19 protein-coding genes, 2 tRNA genes, 2 rRNA genes and 1 pseudogene (1 of these 24 cut by a window edge) are annotated in these 18,807 nt (G+C 41.5%); 22 read left to right on the forward strand and 2 right to left on the reverse strand.

All coding sequences use genetic code 11. The features are described 5' to 3' along the window. Positions 1-2: 2 nt before the first annotated feature. The 17 genes and pseudogenes from NSU02_RS00895 to NSU02_RS00975 all read left to right on the forward strand — a co-directional run bounded on the left by NSU02_RS00895 (position 3) and on the right by NSU02_RS00975 (position 13,308). Positions 3-337: pseudogene (locus NSU02_RS00895) on the forward strand (KOW domain-containing RNA-binding protein). Continuing rightward, on the forward strand, positions 315-533 hold the full coding sequence (gene infA, locus NSU02_RS00900) for a translation initiation factor IF-1 (RefSeq protein ID WP_003178377.1): 219 nt from the start codon (positions 315-317) through the stop codon (positions 531-533). Before NSU02_RS00895 ends, infA begins: the two are co-directional and overlap by 23 nt. A gap of 35 nt (positions 534-568) precedes the next feature. Then, entirely contained in the window at positions 569-682 is a 114-nt protein-coding gene (gene rpmJ / locus NSU02_RS00905; RefSeq protein WP_003156543.1) for a 50S ribosomal protein L36, read from the forward strand. A 23-nt stretch (positions 683-705) separates the two neighbouring features. Then, entirely contained in the window at positions 706-1,071 is a 366-nt protein-coding gene (gene rpsM, locus NSU02_RS00910) for a 30S ribosomal protein S13 (protein ID WP_063387182.1), read from the forward strand. A 20-nt stretch (positions 1,072-1,091) separates the two neighbouring features. Then, entirely contained in the window at positions 1,092-1,481 is a 390-nt protein-coding gene (rpsK, locus tag NSU02_RS00915; protein WP_063387183.1) for a 30S ribosomal protein S11, read from the forward strand. A gap of 183 nt (positions 1,482-1,664) precedes the next feature. Then, positions 1,665-2,609, forward strand: coding sequence for a DNA-directed RNA polymerase subunit alpha (locus NSU02_RS00920; RefSeq protein ID WP_063387184.1), 945 nt, complete (start codon positions 1,665-1,667; stop codon positions 2,607-2,609). Between the two features lie 53 nt (positions 2,610-2,662). Then, positions 2,663-3,058, forward strand: a complete 396-nt coding sequence (gene rplQ, locus NSU02_RS00925) for a 50S ribosomal protein L17 (protein WP_063387185.1) — start codon at positions 2,663-2,665, stop codon at positions 3,056-3,058. Between the two features lie 183 nt (positions 3,059-3,241). After that, entirely contained in the window at positions 3,242-4,084 is an 843-nt protein-coding gene (locus NSU02_RS00930; protein WP_094244885.1) for an energy-coupling factor ABC transporter ATP-binding protein, read from the forward strand. Further along, entirely contained in the window at positions 4,060-4,935 is an 876-nt protein-coding gene (locus tag NSU02_RS00935; protein ID WP_117017135.1) for an energy-coupling factor ABC transporter ATP-binding protein, read from the forward strand. The genes NSU02_RS00930 and NSU02_RS00935 overlap by 25 nt, the downstream gene beginning before the upstream one ends. Continuing rightward, positions 4,925-5,722, forward strand: coding sequence for an energy-coupling factor transporter transmembrane protein EcfT (locus tag NSU02_RS00940; protein WP_063387188.1), 798 nt, complete (start codon positions 4,925-4,927; stop codon positions 5,720-5,722). Before NSU02_RS00935 ends, NSU02_RS00940 begins: the two co-directional genes overlap by 11 nt. A gap of 11 nt (positions 5,723-5,733) precedes the next feature. Beyond that, complete coding sequence (gene truA / locus NSU02_RS00945) at positions 5,734-6,474, forward strand: tRNA pseudouridine(38-40) synthase TruA (protein WP_327857013.1); 741 nt, start codon at positions 5,734-5,736, stop codon at positions 6,472-6,474. Positions 6,475-6,619: 145 nt separating this feature from the next. Next, positions 6,620-7,057 (forward strand): 50S ribosomal protein L13, encoded by a 438-nt coding sequence (rplM, locus tag NSU02_RS00950; protein WP_063387190.1) that lies wholly within the window; start codon positions 6,620-6,622, stop codon positions 7,055-7,057. Between the two features lie 21 nt (positions 7,058-7,078). Beyond that, complete coding sequence (rpsI, locus tag NSU02_RS00955) at positions 7,079-7,471, forward strand: 30S ribosomal protein S9 (RefSeq protein ID WP_063387191.1); 393 nt, start codon at positions 7,079-7,081, stop codon at positions 7,469-7,471. 114 nt (positions 7,472-7,585) lie between these two features. Continuing rightward, positions 7,586-8,023 (forward strand): DUF2521 family protein, encoded by a 438-nt coding sequence (locus tag NSU02_RS00960; RefSeq protein WP_063387192.1) that lies wholly within the window; start codon positions 7,586-7,588, stop codon positions 8,021-8,023. Between the two features lie 621 nt (positions 8,024-8,644). After that, the gene (locus tag NSU02_RS00965) at positions 8,645-10,990 is read left to right on the forward strand and encodes an Ig-like domain-containing protein (RefSeq protein WP_339193842.1); all 2,346 of its coding nucleotides are present in this window, start codon (positions 8,645-8,647) and stop codon (positions 10,988-10,990) included. Between the two features lie 461 nt (positions 10,991-11,451). Then, entirely contained in the window at positions 11,452-12,165 is a 714-nt protein-coding gene (gene cwlD, locus NSU02_RS00970; protein ID WP_063387195.1) for an N-acetylmuramoyl-L-alanine amidase CwlD, read from the forward strand. 99 nt (positions 12,166-12,264) lie between these two features. Continuing rightward, positions 12,265-13,308 (forward strand): Mrp/NBP35 family ATP-binding protein, encoded by a 1,044-nt coding sequence (locus tag NSU02_RS00975; RefSeq protein ID WP_063387196.1) that lies wholly within the window; start codon positions 12,265-12,267, stop codon positions 13,306-13,308. Positions 13,309-13,325: 17 nt separating this feature from the next. Here NSU02_RS00975 and gerD read toward each other — a convergent pair whose 3' ends face one another. Further along, positions 13,326-13,928, reverse strand: coding sequence for a spore germination lipoprotein GerD (gerD, locus tag NSU02_RS00980; protein WP_094244893.1), 603 nt, complete (start codon positions 13,926-13,928; stop codon positions 13,326-13,328). 148 nt (positions 13,929-14,076) lie between these two features. Here gerD and NSU02_RS00985 point away from each other — a divergent pair, with 148 nt between their 5' ends. Beyond that, the gene (locus tag NSU02_RS00985; protein WP_063387198.1) at positions 14,077-14,694 is read left to right on the forward strand and encodes a KinB-signaling pathway activation protein; all 618 of its coding nucleotides are present in this window, start codon (positions 14,077-14,079) and stop codon (positions 14,692-14,694) included. Positions 14,695-14,781: 87 nt separating this feature from the next. Here NSU02_RS00985 and pdaB read toward each other — a convergent pair whose 3' ends face one another. Next, on the reverse strand, positions 14,782-15,552 hold the full coding sequence (pdaB, locus tag NSU02_RS00990) for a polysaccharide deacetylase family sporulation protein PdaB (protein ID WP_066247916.1): 771 nt from the start codon (positions 15,550-15,552) through the stop codon (positions 14,782-14,784). A 346-nt stretch (positions 15,553-15,898) separates the two neighbouring features. On the opposite strand from pdaB, the gene NSU02_RS00995 reads away from it, so the two are divergent. From NSU02_RS00995 to NSU02_RS01010, 4 genes are all read left to right on the forward strand, one after another. Then, a 16S ribosomal RNA gene (locus NSU02_RS00995) occupies positions 15,899-17,452 on the forward strand. A gap of 136 nt (positions 17,453-17,588) precedes the next feature. Further along, positions 17,589-17,665, forward strand: a tRNA-Ile gene (locus NSU02_RS01000). Between the two features lie 16 nt (positions 17,666-17,681). Continuing rightward, positions 17,682-17,757: transfer RNA gene (locus NSU02_RS01005), tRNA-Ala, on the forward strand. Between the two features lie 177 nt (positions 17,758-17,934). Next, positions 17,935-18,807, forward strand: a 23S ribosomal RNA gene (locus NSU02_RS01010) (it continues 2,060 nt past the right edge of the window). Together the 16S and 23S rRNA genes with 2 tRNA genes alongside form the textbook arrangement of a ribosomal RNA operon.

The following is an 18,807-nucleotide window of genomic DNA, read 5'->3' on the forward strand; positions in this document are numbered from 1 at the left end:
GCGTGAGTGATCCTGAGTCGAGTCCGCAAATAGGTCAGTTTGTCTTGATTACGAAAGGGAGAGAAGCTGGCAAATATGCGATTGTCGTGAAAATTCTCGATGATCGATTCGTATTGATTGCCGATGGAGAAAAGCGAAAGTTTCATTCTCCAAAGAAAAAAAACATCCATCATCTTGAATTTTTTGATTGCGTATCTCCGGAAGTTCAGAACAGTATATTGGAAACTGGCCGTGTGACAAATGGCAAACTTCGATATGCAATAAGCCGATTTGTCAATGAACAAGTTACTGATTTGAGGAAGGGAGACAATTGAATGGCGAAAGACGATGTCATTGAAGTAGAGGGTACCGTTGTTGAGACGTTGCCTAACGCGATGTTTAAAGTAGAGTTGGAAAATGGTCATACCGTGCTGGCTCATGTTTCTGGAAAAATTAGAATGCATTTTATTCGTATTTTGCCGGGTGATAAAGTAACGGTTGAATTATCACCATATGATTTAACCCGCGGAAGAATTACGTATCGATATAAATAATTTGCACTCCGGATTATTAAGGAGGTTGGATAAACATGAAAGTAAGACCATCAGTGAAACCTATATGCGAAAAATGTAAAGTCATTCGCAGAAAAGGAAAAGTTATGGTTATTTGCGAAAATCCAAAACATAAACAAAAACAAGGTTAATTTTTGAAGGAGGTGCTCATATTATGGCGCGTATTGCTGGTGTAGATATTCCACGCGATAAACGCATTGTCATTTCTTTAACTTATATTTACGGAATCGGTCGTTCAACAGCTCAAAAAATATTAGCTGAAGCTGGAGTTTCCGAAGATACTCGTGTTCGTGATTTAACAGAAGAAGAATTAGGAAGAATCCGTGACATTGTCGACACTTATAAAGTGGAAGGAGATCTTCGACGGGAAGTTTCTCTAAACATTAAGCGTCTCATTGAAATTGGCTGCTACCGTGGTATCCGCCATCGCCGTGGTTTGCCTGTTCGAGGCCAAAATACGAAAAACAACGCACGTACTCGTAAAGGACCGCGCCGTACGGTTGCTAACAAGAAAAAATAAGTAAAGGAGGTTAACTGTAAATGGCTCGTAAAACAAATACTCGCAAACGCCGCGTAAAAAAGAATATTGAGACAGGCATCGCACATATTCGATCAACCTTTAACAACACGATTGTCACTATTACAGATGTGCACGGCAATGCAATTGCTTGGTCAAGTGCCGGTGCATTAGGATTTAAAGGTTCTCGTAAGTCAACTCCGTTTGCTGCACAGATGGCAGCTGAAGCAGCTGCTAAAGCTTCTATGGAGCACGGAATGAAATCATTAGAGGTTTCTGTAAAAGGACCTGGCGCAGGCCGCGAAGCTGCGATTCGTGCTCTTCAAGCAGCAGGTCTTGAAGTGACATCTATTAAAGACGTCACACCTGTTCCACATAATGGATGCCGTCCGCCAAAACGTCGTCGTGTGTAATTTATCTGTATATATTTTGTAACCCTGTCAATAATGGGTTATGATACAGTTATAGATTCTAGCATTTATAAGATGTTGTTTGTGCACATTCGGGACTTTATGATTGGGGAATTTCGGTTAGACGCGTTTTCTCTTCTTTGTCTAGCCGGGGTTTCGACGTTTTGAAGGAGGGTTTTATTTAGAATGATTGAAATTGAAAAACCAAAAATCGAAACGGTTGAAATCAGTGATGACGCGAAATATGGGAAATTCGTTGTCGAGCCACTTGAGCGTGGATATGGTACAACTTTGGGTAACTCCTTACGTCGTATCCTATTATCCTCACTCCCTGGTGCCGCTGTAACATCTGTTCAAATTGACGGCGTCCTCCATGAATTTTCTACAATTGATGGTGTCGTCGAAGATGTTACAACGATTATTTTAAATTTAAAAAAGCTTGCTCTGAAAATTTATTCAGAAGAAGAGAAGACGCTAGAAATTGACGTACAAGGTGAAGGGCCCATTACGGCAGCAGATATAACTCACGATAGCGATGTTGAAATATTAAATCCTGATCTTCATATTGCAACTCTTGCGAAAGATGCTCATTTGCGGCTGAGAATGACGGCGAAGCGCGGGAGAGGATACAGCCCGGCTGAAGAAAATAAACGGGAAGATCAACCAATAGGTGTCATCCCAATCGATTCGATTTACACACCCGTTTCTAGAGTTTCTTATCAAGTGGAAAATACACGGGTTGGTCAAGTGACAGATTATGATAAGCTGACAATTGATGTCTGGACAGATGGAAGCATCGGTCCAAAGGAAGCTATCGCACTTGGCTCTAAAATTTTGATGGAGCACTTAAACATTTTCGTTAGCTTAACAGATGAAGCGCAAAATGTTGAAATCATGGTTGAAAAAGAAGAGGACCAAAAAGAAAAAGTGCTTGAAATGACGATTGAGGAACTTGACCTCTCTGTTCGTTCTTATAACTGTTTGAAACGTGCAGGTATTAACACAGTTCAAGAACTTGCAAACAAAACAGAAGAGGACATGATGAAGGTGCGTAATTTAGGACGCAAATCGCTAGAAGAAGTAAAACAAAAATTAGAAGACCTTGGTTTGAGTTTACGAAAAGACGATTAACTGATTTTTCAAAGTCTATATAGATCAACTTCCAACAAAGGAGGGAACATCACATGTCTTATAGAAAATTAGGACGTACTAGTGCGCAGCGTAAAGCAATGCTCCGTGACTTAGCAACGGACTTAATTATTAACGAACGAATTGAAACGACTGAAGCCCGTGCAAAGGAGCTTCGTGCTGTTGTAGAGAAGCTGGTTACTTTAGGTAAACGTGGTGATTTGCATGCTCGTCGCCAAGCAGCACAGTTTATTCGCAATGAGGTTGCGAAAACTGTGACAGTTTCAGGCCAAGACGGAAAGGAAAAAGAAAAACCTTTCTATGCATTGCAAAAATTATTTGATGAAGTGGCACCACGTTACCAAGATCGTCAAGGCGGCTACACACGAATTTTGAAAATGGGTCCTCGCCGTGGTGACGGAGCACCAATGGTTATCATTGAATTCGTGTAATTTAGATATAAATGAACTTCAAGGGCGGGACAGTTGTAATGACTGCATCTATGCCCTTTTTTATTTATCTTCAAGTACTTTACAAAGCGGATTGATTTTCTTTTGGCAGCCTCTGCATCTCATATTTATAGACATGATATTCGCGTTTACTTCATCTGTACTTGAGGCAGGAGGAGGGCATCTGTGGAACGGTCGATCATTCAAGTTCAACATGTAACATACCGCTATAATAAAGAAAGTGAAAAGCCTGCACTAACGGATGTTTCCTTTGATGTGTATGAAGGGGAATGGCTGGCCATCGTCGGACACAATGGATCAGGGAAATCAACATTGGCCCGGATGCTAAACGGTCTGCTGCTGCCTGACGAAGGAACCGTTACTGTATCAGGAATCACATTATCAGAAAAAACCATTTGGGATATTCGAAAACGGATTGGAATGGTGTTTCAAAATCCAGATAATCAATTTGTCGGCGCCACTGTACGAGACGATGTCGCTTTTGGTATGGAAAACATAGGTATACCGAGAGAAGAGATGGTAAAACGAATCGAATGGGCGACGAAAATTGTAAAAATGAATGAATTTTTAGAACGGGAGCCTCATCATCTTTCCGGCGGACAAAAGCAGCGGGTCGCGATTGCAGGCGTTTTGGCTGTTCAACCAAGCATTATTGTTTTAGATGAAGCGACTTCAATGCTTGATCCAATTGGACGCCGGGAAGTAATTGAAACCATTTGGTCATTGAAAGAAAAAGGGCTTGTGACGGTCATTTCCATCACCCATGATTTGGAAGAGGCGGCCAAAGCAGATCGGATGATTGTAATGAATGGAGGCAAAAAATTTGTGGAGGGAACTCCGAAAGAAGTGTTTCGCTTGGAAGAGGAGCTGGTAAGCATCGGTTTAGATCTTCCGTTTTCTTACAAGCTGAGCAAACGGCTTCTTGAAAAAGGAGTGCCTTTAGCGACGCGACACCTTAATGTAGAAAGCCTGGTGGACGAATTATGGACATTAAAATCCGACAATTAGAACATCGTTACCAAATGAACACTCCTTTTGAACGGCTCGCTTTGTGTGATATCAATATGGATATCCATGAAGGAACATATTTGGCCGTGATTGGGCATACCGGGTCGGGAAAATCAACGATTTTGCAGCATTTAAACGGCCTGCTTTTGCCAACGAAAGGCTCTATTCAACTTGGAGACCGGCTGATTAAGGCAGGAGAAAAACAGAAAAACTTGAAATCTATCCGAAAAAAGGTCGGAATTGTCTTTCAATTCCCAGAGCATCAATTATTCGAAGAAACCGTCGAAAAAGATATAGCATTCGGTCCAATGAATTTTGGCGCATCGTTTGAAGAAGCGAAAAAAAAGGTAAAAGAAGTGCTGCCGCTTGTCGGTCTAGGAGAAGAAATCCTTCATCAATCCCCGTTTGAGCTAAGCGGGGGGCAAATGCGAAGAGTGGCGATTGCAGGTGTTTTAGCGATGGAGCCGGAGGTGCTCGTTTTAGATGAACCGACTGCAGGATTGGATCCAAAAGGCCGAAATGAGATCATGGAGCTTTTTTATCGTCTCCATAAAGAAAAAAAATTAACAACAATATTAGTAACGCATAGCATGGAAGACGCAGCAAAGTACGCTGATGAAATTGCCGTTTTGCACCAAGGGGAATTAAAGATGAAAGGGTCGCCAAAGGAAATATTCCGGTTGACTGGGGAACTGGAGCAGCTTGGGCTCGATTTGCCGGAATCAATTAAATTTGTCATGAAGCTTGAAGAAAAATTTTCTTTAACGGTTGAAGACAAGCCATTGACTTTAGAGGAAACGGCCGATTTCATTGAAGCCCTTTTAAAAGAAGGTGTCGTATATGATCGATAATATCATCATCGGAAAATATGTTCCTGGTAGCACAGTCATTCATCGAATGGATCCCCGTGCAAAACTGCTAACGATTTTTTTATATGTTTTTATCGTCTTTTTTGCCAATAACGGAATCACTTACTTTTTATTAGGATTATTTACGTTCATCATTATTTTGCTGACGAAGCTTCCGTTCTCTTTCTTATGGAACGGTTTAAAACCTGTTATATGGATCGTTGGGTTTACATTTTTGCTGCACATTTTAGTAACAAAAGAAGGGGACATGCTGTTCCGCTTCGGCTTTTTTTCCATTTATGAAGAAGGCTTGCGGCAAGGGTTTTTTATCTCTCTTCGGTTCATTTTCTTAATTTTTATGACAACGACATTGACCTTAACAACAACGCCTATCGAAATAACGGATGGAATGGAAAGTCTGTTAAAGCCTTTTAAAAAATTTAAACTTCCTGTCCATGAACTAGCATTAATGATGTCTATTTCTCTTCGCTTTATACCGACTCTGCTGGAGGAAACAGAAAAAATTTTAAAGGCGCAAATGGCAAGAGGGGTAGATTTTACATCAGGGCCTGTAAAAGAGCGAATAAAAGCAATCGTTCCTTTGCTTGTACCACTTTTCATAAGCGCTTTTAAGCGGGCGGAAGAGCTTGCTACCGCTATGGAAGCCAGGGGGTATCGCGGAAGTGAAGGACGTACGAAAATCAGGCAGCTGAAATGGGGAGCGATTGATTCCATTATGATGGCCTCTATCCTGCTGTTATCAATTATTTTATTACTATTGCGTGCCTAGGAGTTTTAAAAATGAGGATTAAATGCACAGTTTCGTATGATGGATCAGGATTTAGCGGTTATCAGCGCCAGCCCGGCCACCGGACAGTACAAGGAGAGATTGAGGAAGCATTAATGAAAATCCACAAAGGGGAGCGGATAAAAATTACTGCTTCCGGCAGAACAGACGTCGGCGTGCATGCTGTTGGCCAAGTATTTCATTTTGATACAAGCCTCAAAATTCCGATGGAAAAATGGCCGATTGCTTTGAATACGCTGCTTCCTCAAGATATTTCCATTCAAAATGCAGAGCTTGCCGATCAAGATTTTCATGCTAGATTTTCTGCAAAGAAGAAAGAATACCGCTACCGTTTGTATCGCAGTTTTCAACGAGATGTGTTCCGGCGTCATTATGCATACCATTTTCCAAATCCGTTAAATATTGAAACGATTCGAACTGCCTCCCGTTTCATTATTGGAACACATGATTTTACAAGCTTTTGCTCTTCTAAAACAGAAACGGAAAATAAAGTGAGAACTATTTATGAAGCGGATATATGGGAAGAAGGAGATGAAATTACGTTCCGTTTTGTCGGAAGCGGCTTCCTTTACAATATGGTTCGCATTTTAGTCGGAACATTGATTGAAGTAGGAGAAGGGAAGCGCAAGCCGGAAGAAATAAAACAAATTATCGCAGCCAAAGATAGATCAAGAGCCGGGAAAACAGTTTCTGGATGCGGTCTATATCTTTGGAAAGTTTATTATGACAACTAATCCAGGTGTAACATTTTCTTGACATTCATATCTTAAAAAGATAAGATAACATATGGTATGTATTTCAAGCCCCACGATTAGCCCCGGAAAATAATCGTGTTTTTGAAATAGACTTTTCGACATGAACGATTAAGGAGGGAAAACAATGCGTACAACGTTTATGGCAAAGCCGCATGAAGTTGAGCGCAAATGGTATGTTGTTGATGCAGCTGGCAAAACTTTAGGACGTCTAGCAAGCGAAGTTGCATCTATCTTACGCGGAAAACACAAACCAACGTTTACACCGCATGTAGATACAGGTGACCACGTAATTATTATTAATGCTGAAAAAATCGAATTAACTGGAAAAAAATTAACAGACAAAATTTATTATCGCCACAGCCAGCATCCTGGTGGTTTAAAATCAAGAACTGCATTAGAAATGCGAAACAACTATCCTGAAAAAATGCTGGAACTTGCTATTCGCGGAATGCTTCCAAAAGGTTCCCTTGGACGCCAAATGTTTAAAAAATTGCATGTTTACAGAGGAAGCGAACATCCTCATCAAGCACAGAAACCAGAAGTTTATGAACTTCGCGGATAATTTAATAAGGAGGTTATCATTTTGGCACAGGTTCAATACTACGGTACCGGTCGTCGCAAAAGCTCTGTTGCCCGTGTTCGGTTAGTTCCTGGTGAAGGCCGTATCGTAATTAATAAACGGAACATTGAAGATTACATTCCAACAAAAGCTTTGATTGAAGATATTAAACAACCGCTTGTTTTAACAGAGACAGTTGGCAATTATGATGTACTAGTAAATGTTAGAGGCGGCGGTTTCACTGGTCAAGCAGGCGCTATTCGCCACGGAATTGCTCGTGCACTTTTACAAGCTGATCCAGAATATCGCGGAACGTTAAAGCGTGCAGGCTTATTAACTCGAGATGCTCGCGTAAAAGAGCGTAAGAAATACGGTCTTAAAGGAGCACGCCGTGCACCGCAATTTTCAAAACGTTAATGATTCGAACCTTAAACCACAACAAATTGTTGTGGTTTTTTATTTGCAATTGGAAAGGAGTGGTTGAATGGAACAGCGTGAACTGAAAAAAATAAAAACAAGGAGGAGATTTTGATGAATGTAATTACAGACTTTAATGAAAGACGGCAGGAAAAAAAGCTTCTCACTGAGCGAAAAATGTTAAAAGATCTCCCAATTCGCAAATTGAAAAATATGATTGATGAATGGTTTAATCCTTTTTTTCAAAAACGCTTCCATAAAACTGCAATGGAAGAAGAGTGTGTCCACTCGGCCATTGAATCTTTTTTGCTGGGAGCGGCCTACAGCCGGTTCGGATATTACGGGGAATCGATGGAGCAGGCCAATACACGTTGTATACAGGAAGAACAAGAGCTTATTAACAATTTATTTGACAATATTCTTTATTTGGCAAGGGAATCAAATGATGATTTTGTTATGGAATCCATCTATTTGACATGCCAGCACTTTATTCATTATTGGTGGGAAGAAGGGTTTTTAGCTGGAAAAAAGAGATACAAACTAAAGCTTTAAAAGCAGTTCATGCATGGCTCATTTCAACTTCGTTGGAACGGGCTTTTTTTATGCCTAAAAACGGCTTGTGAAAAAATGATTTGACGGGGGCCATTGCTGAATTCGCCTTTTGATTGGCTTTTTTATTTCAAAAAGGAAAAGTTCAGGAGTTATTGACAGTGCTGCTTATTTTTTGCAAGGAAGAATGAAGCAAAATGGTTTTTTATTTCCTGTGTGAAATATTACTCGTAAGGACAATTTGGGCGACATCCATGCACTGTGGCTATGTTATGAAAACTTTTAAAAAACAAAAAATTGCGGTTTTCAAAATGTTCATCTCGATATGAATGTCTTTTCAACGATTCCAGATTTTCGAAGATAGAAAAAGCTTTTATCATTTGCCGAGCAAACCTCCAATTGTGTAACGCAGGTGAGGAAATCGGCTTTTATTTTTTATTTGGCTTTTTTTGCTGAGCTTTGACACACGTTTCTTTTCTCTTTACCACAAAGATTTTATTAGCACTTTTCATTTAGGCGAATAGGCTTAAAACTTTTGTGACTGTTCAAAAAATTTTAGTGCCTTATACAAAATCATCCATTATAATATTTCTATCAATTTTTTATAAATAAAGAGGTGGAGAAATGGGTTGGTTGAAAAAGTCGTTATGCCTTGTTCTTATTTTTTTATTATTGGTGCCAGCTAGCGGTTTTGCACAGGAAAGAAGTTCAGACACAGCATCTGGAGGAAATAAATACATATTAATCAGCAACGAGTCCGTAGACGTGAATAATACTCAAGACACTGGAGCGTTCAAGATTAATAATGATCAATATACGATAAACAAAAAAATAGGATTGAATGCTTATAAACTGGATGTAATTAGACCGTTTGATACGGAGAAACATGAAGACAAGAAACTTCAACAAAAATCTCTCTCCAAAAAGTTTCTCAATAAAGTTGGCGATACTAAGACATTTTGGGTGCATGATTTTACGACCAATGAAGATAAACAAATTAGCGCCAAGCTGCTGTATTCAGGTACAAAAACGAACGTATGGGTTTATGATAATCAAATTACAGAAGCTGATGCGCAAAAGCTAGGGCAAGAATTTGATCAAGAAATTTATCGGCTCATCACACAAAATTTTGCCAGCGAATCCGATGTGGACGGAAACGGGAAAATTCACATTCTTTGTTATGATATACAAGATGGTTTTGCAGGATTCGGGGGGTATATTGCTGGTTACTTTTATGGAGGAGATTTGCATGATATTCCATACTCCAACAAATCAGAGATTTTTTATATTGATACGTATCCTTTAATGGGAACAGGGACGGAAAAGGATGTAAGTGCTGCATACGAAACATTGGCACATGAATTTCAACATATGGTGAATTTTAACCAAAATGTATTTATAGAAAATGGCTCCCAAATGGATACATGGCTAGATGAAGCTTTGTCAATGGCAGCTGAACATATATATACGGGAAAACCTTTAACGAATTACATTTATTACTACAATATTTCTACCTCCATTACAAATGGTCATTCATTATTGTATTGGGATGATAATGGCGACACTTTGTCTAACTATTCCTTGTCCTATCTTTTTGGACAATATGTCAGAATTCAAGCGAATCAAGGAAACAAGATTTTCAAAGAGATTTTAACAGATACTCATAATGATTATAAAGCAGTAGAGAATGTAGCGAAAAATTATATCGACCCTACCCTTACATTTGGAAAATTGATGACGAACTTCCGCGCCGCCCTTTTACTGAAGAAAAATACGGGAATATATGGTTTTAATGGTGAAGAGGGCTTTGATTCATTAATTCCAAAAATATTTTCGGGAGAATCCGCCAGCTTGCGGGGCGGCGGAGCCATAGTAAAACGGGCTGTTGGTAATGAAACTGTTCCTGCATCTAAAGGAGATGACATCACTTATACTTTTTTTGATGTAGAGGAAAATAAGCCTTCCACTCCTCCAAGCAAACCGATAGTAAACCCGGTAAGTGATAGGGATACATTTATAAATGGGCTGTCTGATCCAGGAACTACTGTTTATGTCCAGCTTGGTTCAAAGATATTGAACTCTGCAGCAGCTGATCGTAATGGATCCTTCCGCATTTCCATCAGTAAACAAAAAGCTGGAACTGTCTTAAGCGTATACGCCAAGAGTCAGGAAGGAAATAAAAGCGAGTCGGTTCAAATAACGGTGCTTGATAAAACGCCTCCTAGCATTCCAAGCGTAAACCTGGTCAGCGATAAAGATAAAACGGTCAGAGGGACAGCGGAGGCAGGATCAAAAATAACAATAAAGGCCGGCAGCAAAGTATTGAGCACCGGCACGACAGATAAAAATGGGAAATTCACGATTTCGTTAAAAACAGCTCAAAAAGCTGGAACAGTTCTTTACGTAACAGCGACGGATAAAGCGGGGAATGTGAGCCCGGCGCGAAAAGTGACGGTAATTGATAAAACACCGCCGCGTACTCCGAGTGTAAATTCGGTCAGCAATAAAGATAAAACGGTCAGAGGGACAGCGGAGGCAGGATCAAAAATAACAATAAAGGCCGGCAGCAAAGTATTGAGCACCGGCACGACAGATAAAAATGGGAAATTCGCAATTTCGTTAAAAACGGCTCAAAAAGCCGGAACAATTCTTTACGTAACAGCGACGGATAAAGCGGGGAATGTGAGCCCGGCGCGAAAAGTGACGGTACTCGATAAAATACCGCCGGGTGCTCCTAAAGTGAACAAAGTGACAAGAAAATCTTCCTCGGTGACAGGAAAAGCAGAGGCGTATTCAACGGTGTATGTCAAAGCAGGAAAGAAAGTAATCGGTTCGGGCAAAGCGAATAAAAACGGAAATTTCTCCGTTTCAATCAAAAAACAAAAAGCCGGAACAGTTCTCCTAGTGTATGCAAAAGATAAGGTTGGAAATGTAGGAAAAAGCACGAAAGTTACCGTCAAATACAAATAATAAAATTGACCGTGCCAGCCTGATCGGTCTCGTTATAACTGAAACGCAACATTCATCTTAGCTCCCATATTTGCGGGAGCTTTTTTTATGACTCTTAAAATGTTTCTTTTTGAAAAAAAGCGCTGTATAAAAACTGAATCAGAAATACAATTTTATTTTCAAGTGAAGCATTCCATTATCCCCAATTGCCCCCAATTTAAACTTCATATCTAGGACCGAAAAGTGTAAGGCGATTATCATTAAAGCACAAACAGCTGTATGACAGAAAGTTGACGGCTTCTACAGCTATATTATCTGTTGGGGAGAATGACGAGTTTGAGCAGATTAGTTAAATTTTGAATGCGCCAATTTTCTGGTGGGAATTGGCTGGAAAAAAGAGATATAAATTAAAATTGCAGTAATCATAAATCCTTATGCTTTTCCATATATTGAATTGAAGGGACGAGCAGGAGGGATGCGGAGTGAAAAAAAAGCTGAAATGGGCGCTGTTTATTGCTGGGTTTCTGATTCTCGTATTTATCATTCAATATCAATTCTCCCTTTTCAATTCATGGAAATCATGGAATCTTCCGTTATCAGGAAAAATCATTTACTTAGACCCCGGTCACGGAGGTCCCGATGGAGGAGCAGTAGGAAAAAAACTGCTGGAAAAAGATATAACTTTAAAAATTGCCAATATTGCTCGAGATTATTTACAAGAGCAGGGAGCGTTAGTGTTATTGACAAGAGAAAAAGATGAAGATTTGGCTTCGGACGATACACACGGATATAGCCGGAGAAAATCAGAAGATATTCGAAAGCGCGTTCGCCTAATTGATGAATCAGACGCCGATTTGTTTTTGAGCATCCATTTAAATGCTATTCCATCTCCAAAATGGAGGGGAGCGCAAACATTTTATGACGGAAAATATCAGGAGAATGAAGCTATTGCGAAATTTATCCAAGATGAATTAAGGAAAAATTTAAGAAATACAGATCGAAAAGCAAAGCCAATAAGCGGTGTCTATTTACTAAAGCATGCAAAAAAACCGGGTGCGCTTGTGGAGGTAGGATTTTTATCCAATCCTTCTGAGGAAGAGCTTCTTGCTTCTGAAGAATATCAGAAAAAAGTGGCAGCCGCCATTTACAACGGGGTTTTGCGTTATTTTTCCAATGAACAGCAAATACCGGAATAAATGGATTCTTCTCAGGCATCTATTTTCAATGGACTGTTGGAAATGTGTTATACTATATACTATTAAAAGTCTTATGGAAAAAAGGTGGTTGTGGATACGATGCGGGAAGAAGATGTAAGGTCCATTGTCGAACAGTTGGAAGATCCATTTTTACATAAATCTTTAAAAGAATTGAATGCGATTGAAGAAATAAAAATCAAGCCCGAAAAAAAACATATTAGTTTAAAAATAGCAATTGCCAAAACGGGAACAAGCGAGCAGTTAACACTCCAGCAGCAAATTGTTGCAAAGCTTAAACAAGCGGGTGCCGAGACTGTTGGGCTGCGTTTTTCGGAGCTTCCAAAGGAAATTGTCCAAAAGTATTATTCTGATAGTACAAGCCCTTCCATTTTATCGAATGAAAAAACAACCTTTATTGCAATAGCAAGCGGAAAAGGCGGGGTCGGCAAATCAACCGTATCTGTCAACTTGGCTGTGTCCCTTGCTCGTCTAGGAAAAAAAGTTGGTCTTATTGATGCAGATATTTACGGCTTTAGCGTTCCTGATATGATGGGGATCATGAACCGGCCGATCGTTCGCGGGGATAAAATTATTCCAGTTGAGCGGTTTGGTGTGCAAGTCATATCAATGGCTTTTTTTGTTGAAGATAATGCGCCTGTTGTTTGGAGAGGTCCGATGCTCGGAAAAATGCTGAATAACTTTTTCCAAGAAGTTGAGTGGGGATCGTTGGACTACTTACTCCTTGATTTGCCTCCTGGTACAGGTGATGTTGCATTAGATGTGCATACATTGCTTCCAACTAGTAAAGAAATCATTGTAACTACGCCTCATCCAACAGCTGCATTTGTTGCTGCAAGGGCTGGTGCAATGGCCATTAAAACGGAGCACGAAATTTTAGGAGTTATTGAAAATATGTCCTATTTTGAAAGTAAATTAACAGGCCAAAAAGAGTATGTATTTGGGAAAGGCGGAGGTCAGAAGCTTGCAGAGGATTTGCAGGTCCCTCTATTAGGGCAAATTCCGCTTGAGCAGCCGGACTGGGATGAAGAGGACTTTGCTCCGTCTGTTTATAATGAAAACCATCCAATAGGGAAAATTTATTTAGATATAGCAAGAAAAGTGATTGAGATAACAGAAAAGTAAAGGAAGGGAGAGGAGGTCTATTGGCCTCCGCCCCCGCCTTCGTTTCCGGAGCTGCCCCCGCCTTGTTGTTTACTTTGAGCTTGCTGAGCAGCCTTCAATAGCGCCTCCTCAATTTTCGGTTGAAAGAGCGGACTTGATAGAACATCTGTAATTTGCTGCTGTAAATATTGGCGGTATTCTTTGCTTTTTAAAACCTTCAATAGTTCTTCTTCCATTTGAGGATTTTTCAGCACATCCATAAGCATTCCTTGATATTCCGGATCTTTCATTAAACGTTTGATCACTTTTTCATGTTCTGTTTGCAATGTTTTCGCAAATCCTTCCGCAAATTTTGTATCTTCAAATGTATTTTTCCAAAATTCCTTCCCTTTTTCTGATGTTAACGCTTTTTCAATCGTATTATTGACGGTTTTTTGATCTAAAATGAGGTTTCGTTGAACTTCTTCATCTTTCATAATTTCTTGAACGGCTTTTTTTCCTTCGTCAGATTTTAATATGTCTACAACCATTTTTTTTGTTTCATCATAATTCATTGGTTCACTTTGCTGCCGATCCGCACATCCTGCAACGATCATCCATATAAGCATCATGATGAGGAGCGAACAATTTCTACCTCTCATATTTCATTTAGCTCCTTTCAATAATAACTTCTACCATTATGTTGAGAAACCAACTGTTTTTTATGCGAAAAAAGTTTTGCCATATGGTAATATACAAGTTGGATTGATAAAATCATATGATATTTTACGAAATATGGAGGGGTTGGCAGTGAAAAGCCGAAATTGGGTACGATTTTTCCTTTCTACTCTCATTGTAGGTGGAGTTGCGACAAGTATTGTTGGTTTTATCTTAAGATGGAGCGAGTATGAAAAGTTGTTTTTGTCTTTTAATATTGTTGAAATTGTTGCAGTATTGTTTTGGTTGATCGGAGTAGGTTTTATTTTCAGCATCATCAGCCAAATGGGCTTTTTCGCTTATTTGACTGTGCACAGGTTTGGCCTAGGCATTTTTCGCTCAGTTTCGTTATGGAACTCTGTTCAAATCTTGTTAATCATTTTTGTGTTGTTTGATTTAGTTTATTTTCGATATCAATTTTTTGCGCAAACTGGAGATTCCATTGTCCCGTATATTTTAGTAGCTGTTGTCATTTTGTTGTTTTCTGCTGTAATTGCTTATTTTAAGCAAAAACAGACGAATAAAGATGCGTTTGTCCCTGCATTGTTTTTTATGGTTGTTGTTTCAGTGATTGAGTGGATGCCGGCCCTTCGTGTCAATGATAGAGATTGGCTGTATTTAATGCTGTTTCCAATTTTAATTTGCAATGCTTACCAATTGTTGATTTTGCCGAAAATGACAAATGACTCGCCAAAAGCAAAAAAGAGCTGAAGGAGTTTTCCTTATAGCTCTTTAAAATGCTTATTGATTTCCAAAATATTGAAAACGATTGGTTTGAATTTACTTCCAAAGTTCTTTTCATTTGAATGATAGTTCTTTCGTTCTTGCATTGCTGTTTTCAATTAATTCTTGTACGGTTACATTTTTAAGGCCGTTTTGTTTCAAATGTTGAATAATCGCCGGCAACGCTTGGTTAGTTTGTTTAACTGAATCTGATGCGTGAAGCAGGATAATATCACCTGGTTTTAAGTGTTTCGTAACATTTTGGATAATCTTGTTGACTCCCGGGTTTTGCCAGTCATTTGAATTTACACTGTAATGGACGACAGTTAATCCATATTGTTCAGCAATATTTAAAACGTTTTGATCGAATTGGCAGGTTGGGGGCCGCAGCAATTTTATATCCTTGATACCAAGCTTTTGAAATGTATGCTGGGCTAAAGATAAATCACGCTTAATTTCGTTAGTGTCCAACTCAGTATAGTTTTTATAAGCATATCCTTTGCTGCCGAGCTGATGACCGTCATCGATAATTCTTTTGACTACTTCAGGATGGCGTTCGGCCCATGAGGCGGATACAAAAAATGTTGCATTGGTTAGTCCATATTTTTTCAAAGTATTTAAAATTGGAATTGCTTTTTCATCTCCCCAGCTAATATCAAATGTCAAGGCAATTTTCTTACCGCTTCCGTCTCCTTTATAAATTGCTTTCGGCCCGTTCTTTGTAGTGAAAACCGGGATATTTGGTATTGTTTGAAAGTACATAAAGACAGCAGTAAAAAAAGCGATTATGATTAAAAAAAGTAATTGTTTGATTTTTTTAATATGGATGATGTAAAAACGGTTCATTGATGCTCCTCCTTGTCCTTATCTTGTAAAATTGTATGAATTGAACTTTTAATTATGAATAAGGATGGAGAATTAAAAATAATTTTAAAAAGGTGTTGACGAAATAGTTTAAAGTTGATATATTATTAATCGTCGCTGTTTGTTAAGTGTTTTAAAAAATGTATTGACAAACATTTTGACGCCATGATATATTATGAAAGTCATTGTGAAAAAATAAAAAGCATTGACTGGACATAATTGTTTTGTTATAATGTTATTTCGTCGAAGTAGTTATATGATCCTTGAAAACTGAACAAAACGAAAAGCGTGCCTGTTGATTCTGACAAGAGCATTTGGTGACAAACTTTTTTTGGAGAGTTTGATCCTGGCTCAGGACGAACGCTGGCGGCGTGCCTAATACATGCAAGTCGAGCGGACCGAAGGGAGCTTGCTCCTTTAGGTTAGCGGCGGACGGGTGAGTAACACGTGGGCAACCTGCCCTGCAGACTGGGATAACTTCGGGAAACCGGAGCTAATACCGGATAACACCGAAAACCGCATGGTTTTCGGTTGAAAGGCGGCTTTTAGCTGTCACTGCAGGATGGGCCCGCGGCGCATTAGCTAGTTGGTGAGGTAACGGCTCACCAAGGCGACGATGCGTAGCCGACCTGAGAGGGTGACCGGCCACACTGGGACTGAGACACGGCCCAGACTCCTACGGGAGGCAGCAGTAGGGAATCTTCCGCAATGGACGAAAGTCTGACGGAGCAACGCCGCGTGAGCGAAGAAGGTCTTCGGATCGTAAAGCTCTGTTGTCAGGGAAGAACAAGTACCGTTCGAACAGGGCGGTACCTTGACGGTACCTGACGAGGAAGCCACGGCTAACTACGTGCCAGCAGCCGCGGTAATACGTAGGTGGCAAGCGTTGTCCGGAATTATTGGGCGTAAAGCGCGCGCAGGCGGTTCCTTAAGTCTGATGTGAAATCTCGCGGCTCAACCGCGAGCGGCCATTGGAAACTGGGGAACTTGAGTGCAGGAGAGGGGAGCGGAATTCCACGTGTAGCGGTGAAATGCGTAGAGATGTGGAGGAACACCAGTGGCGAAGGCGGCTCTCTGGCCTGTAACTGACGCTGAGGCGCGAAAGCGTGGGGAGCGAACAGGATTAGATACCCTGGTAGTCCACGCCGTAAACGATGAGTGCTAAGTGTTAGAGGGTATCCACCCTTTAGTGCTGCAGCAAACGCATTAAGCACTCCGCCTGGGGAGTACGGCCGCAAGGCTGAAACTCAAAGGAATTGACGGGGACCCGCACAAGCGGTGGAGCATGTGGTTTAATTCGAAGCAACGCGAAGAACCTTACCAGGTCTTGACATCCCCTGACAACCCTAGAGATAGGGCGTTCCCCTTTCGGGGACAGGGTGACAGGTGGTGCATGGTTGTCGTCAGCTCGTGTCGTGAGATGTTGGGTTAAGTCCCGCAACGAGCGCAACCCTTGACCTTAGTTGCCAGCATTCAGTTGGGCACTCTAAGGTGACTGCCGGCTAAAAGTCGGAGGAAGGTGGGGATGACGTCAAATCATCATGCCCCTTATGACCTGGGCTACACACGTGCTACAATGGGTGGTACAAAGGGCAGCGAAACCGCGAGGTGGAGCGAATCCCAAAAAACCACTCTCAGTTCGGATTGCAGGCTGCAACTCGCCTGCATGAAGCCGGAATCGCTAGTAATCGCGGATCAGCATGCCGCGGTGAATACGTTCCCGGGTCTTGTACACACCGCCCGTCACACCACGAGAGTTTGTAACACCCGAAGTCGGTGGGGTAACCCTTACGGGAGCCAGCCGCCGAAGGTGGGACAAATGATTGGGGTGAAGTCGTAACAAGGTAGCCGTATCGGAAGGTGCGGCTGGATCACCTCCTTTCTAAGGATATATACATTGAAAAAGGTACGCTTTTCCGTTTTGTTTAGTTTTGAAGGATCACATCCTTCCCCGTTTGCTGGTGAATTCGCAAAGTCGATTTCCCAGCGAATAGAAGCTGAATAAAAAAATACAGGATGGGCCTGTAGCTCAGCCGGTTAGAGCGCACGCCTGATAAGCGTGAGGTCGGTGGTTCAAGTCCACTCAGGCCCACCATAAATAAGACCATCCTGGGGCCTTAGCTCAGCTGGGAGAGCGCCTGCTTTGCACGCAGGAGGTCAGCGGTTCGATCCCGCTAGGCTCCACCATAAGTTTGATGAATATTGGAAGCATTGCTCCTATGCGAGAGCCCATTCGAAGGATCGGATGTTCGGCTCGAAGCAACTCAAGCAGCAAGGGAGCTCATTGAAAGAAAAAGCATTGTTCTTTGAAAACTGGATAACGGAAAGACATTCACGAATAGATCGCTCATGTTAGGAAGAAACGGTTAAGTTAGAAAGGGCGCACGGTGGATGCCTTGGCACTAGGAGCCGATGAAGGACGGGACAAACACCGAAATGCTTCGGGGAGCTGTAAGTAAGCGTCGATCCGGAGATGTCCGAATGGGGGAACCCACTGTCCGTAATGGGGCAGTATCCATACCTGAATCCATAGGGTATGGAGGGCAACCCGGGGAACTGAAACATCTAAGTACCCGGAGGAAGAGAAAGCAACAGCGATTCCCTGAGTAGCGGCGAGCGAAACGGGAACAGCCCAAACCAAGAGGCGTGCCTCTTGGGGTTGTAGGACACTCGATTAAGGAGTGACAAAGGAACGGGGTAGACGAAGAGGTCTGGAAAGGCCCGTCAGAGAAGGTAACAACCCTGTAGTCGAAACTCCGTTCCCTCCCGAGTGGATCCTGAGTACGGCGGGACACGTGAAATCCCGTCGGAAGCAGGGAGGACCATCTCCCAAGGCTAAATACTCCCTAGTGACCGATAGTGAACCAGTACCGTGAGGGAAAGGTGAAAAGCACCCCGGGAGGGGAGTGAAAGAGAACCTGAAACCGTGTGCCTACAAGTAGTCAGAGCCCGTTAACGGGTGATGGCGTGCCTTTTGTAGAATGAACCGGCGAGTTGCGATTTCGTGCAAGGTTAAGCCGAAAGGCGGAGCCGCAGCGAAAGCGAGTCTGAAGAGGGCGAAATAGTACGAGGTCGCAGACCCGAAACCAGGTGATCTACCCATGTCCAGGGTGAAGGCAAGGTAACACTTGCTGGAGGCCCGAACCCACGCACGTTGAAAAGTGCGGGGATGAGGTGTGGGTAGGGGTGAAATGCCAATCGAACTTGGAGATAGCTGGTTCTCTCCGAAATAGCTTT

Origin of the sequence: Aeribacillus sp. FSL W8-0870, from assembly GCF_037963755.1 — a bacterium.
Lineage (GTDB): Bacteria > Bacillota > Bacilli > Bacillales > Aeribacillaceae > Aeribacillus > Aeribacillus composti.

Bases quoted from the DNA above. Each gene is read 5' to 3' on its own strand.
- infA (WP_003178377.1), top strand. From the start codon at position 315: ATGGCGAAAGACGATGTCATTGAAGTAGAGGGTACCGTTGTTGAGACG.
- rpmJ (WP_003156543.1), top strand. From the start codon at position 569: ATGAAAGTAAGACCATCAGTGAAACCTATATGCGAAAAATGTAAAGTC.
- rpsM (WP_063387182.1), top strand. From the start codon at position 706: ATGGCGCGTATTGCTGGTGTAGATATTCCACGCGATAAACGCATTGTC.
- rpsK (WP_063387183.1), top strand. From the start codon at position 1,092: ATGGCTCGTAAAACAAATACTCGCAAACGCCGCGTAAAAAAGAATATT.
- NSU02_RS00920 (WP_063387184.1), top strand. From the start codon at position 1,665: ATGATTGAAATTGAAAAACCAAAAATCGAAACGGTTGAAATCAGTGAT.
- rplQ (WP_063387185.1), top strand. From the start codon at position 2,663: ATGTCTTATAGAAAATTAGGACGTACTAGTGCGCAGCGTAAAGCAATG.
- NSU02_RS00935 (WP_117017135.1), top strand. From the start codon at position 4,060: ATGGACATTAAAATCCGACAATTAGAACATCGTTACCAAATGAACACT.
- NSU02_RS00940 (WP_063387188.1), top strand. From the start codon at position 4,925: ATGATCGATAATATCATCATCGGAAAATATGTTCCTGGTAGCACAGTC.
- truA (WP_327857013.1), top strand. From the start codon at position 5,734: ATGAGGATTAAATGCACAGTTTCGTATGATGGATCAGGATTTAGCGGT.
- rplM (WP_063387190.1), top strand. From the start codon at position 6,620: ATGCGTACAACGTTTATGGCAAAGCCGCATGAAGTTGAGCGCAAATGG.
- NSU02_RS00960 (WP_063387192.1), top strand. From the start codon at position 7,586: ATGAATGTAATTACAGACTTTAATGAAAGACGGCAGGAAAAAAAGCTT.
- NSU02_RS00965 (WP_339193842.1), top strand. From the start codon at position 8,645: ATGGGTTGGTTGAAAAAGTCGTTATGCCTTGTTCTTATTTTTTTATTA.
- NSU02_RS00975 (WP_063387196.1), top strand. From the start codon at position 12,265: ATGCGGGAAGAAGATGTAAGGTCCATTGTCGAACAGTTGGAAGATCCA.
- gerD (WP_094244893.1), bottom strand. From the start codon at position 13,928: ATGAGAGGTAGAAATTGTTCGCTCCTCATCATGATGCTTATATGGATG.
- pdaB (WP_066247916.1), bottom strand. From the start codon at position 15,552: ATGAACCGTTTTTACATCATCCATATTAAAAAAATCAAACAATTACTT.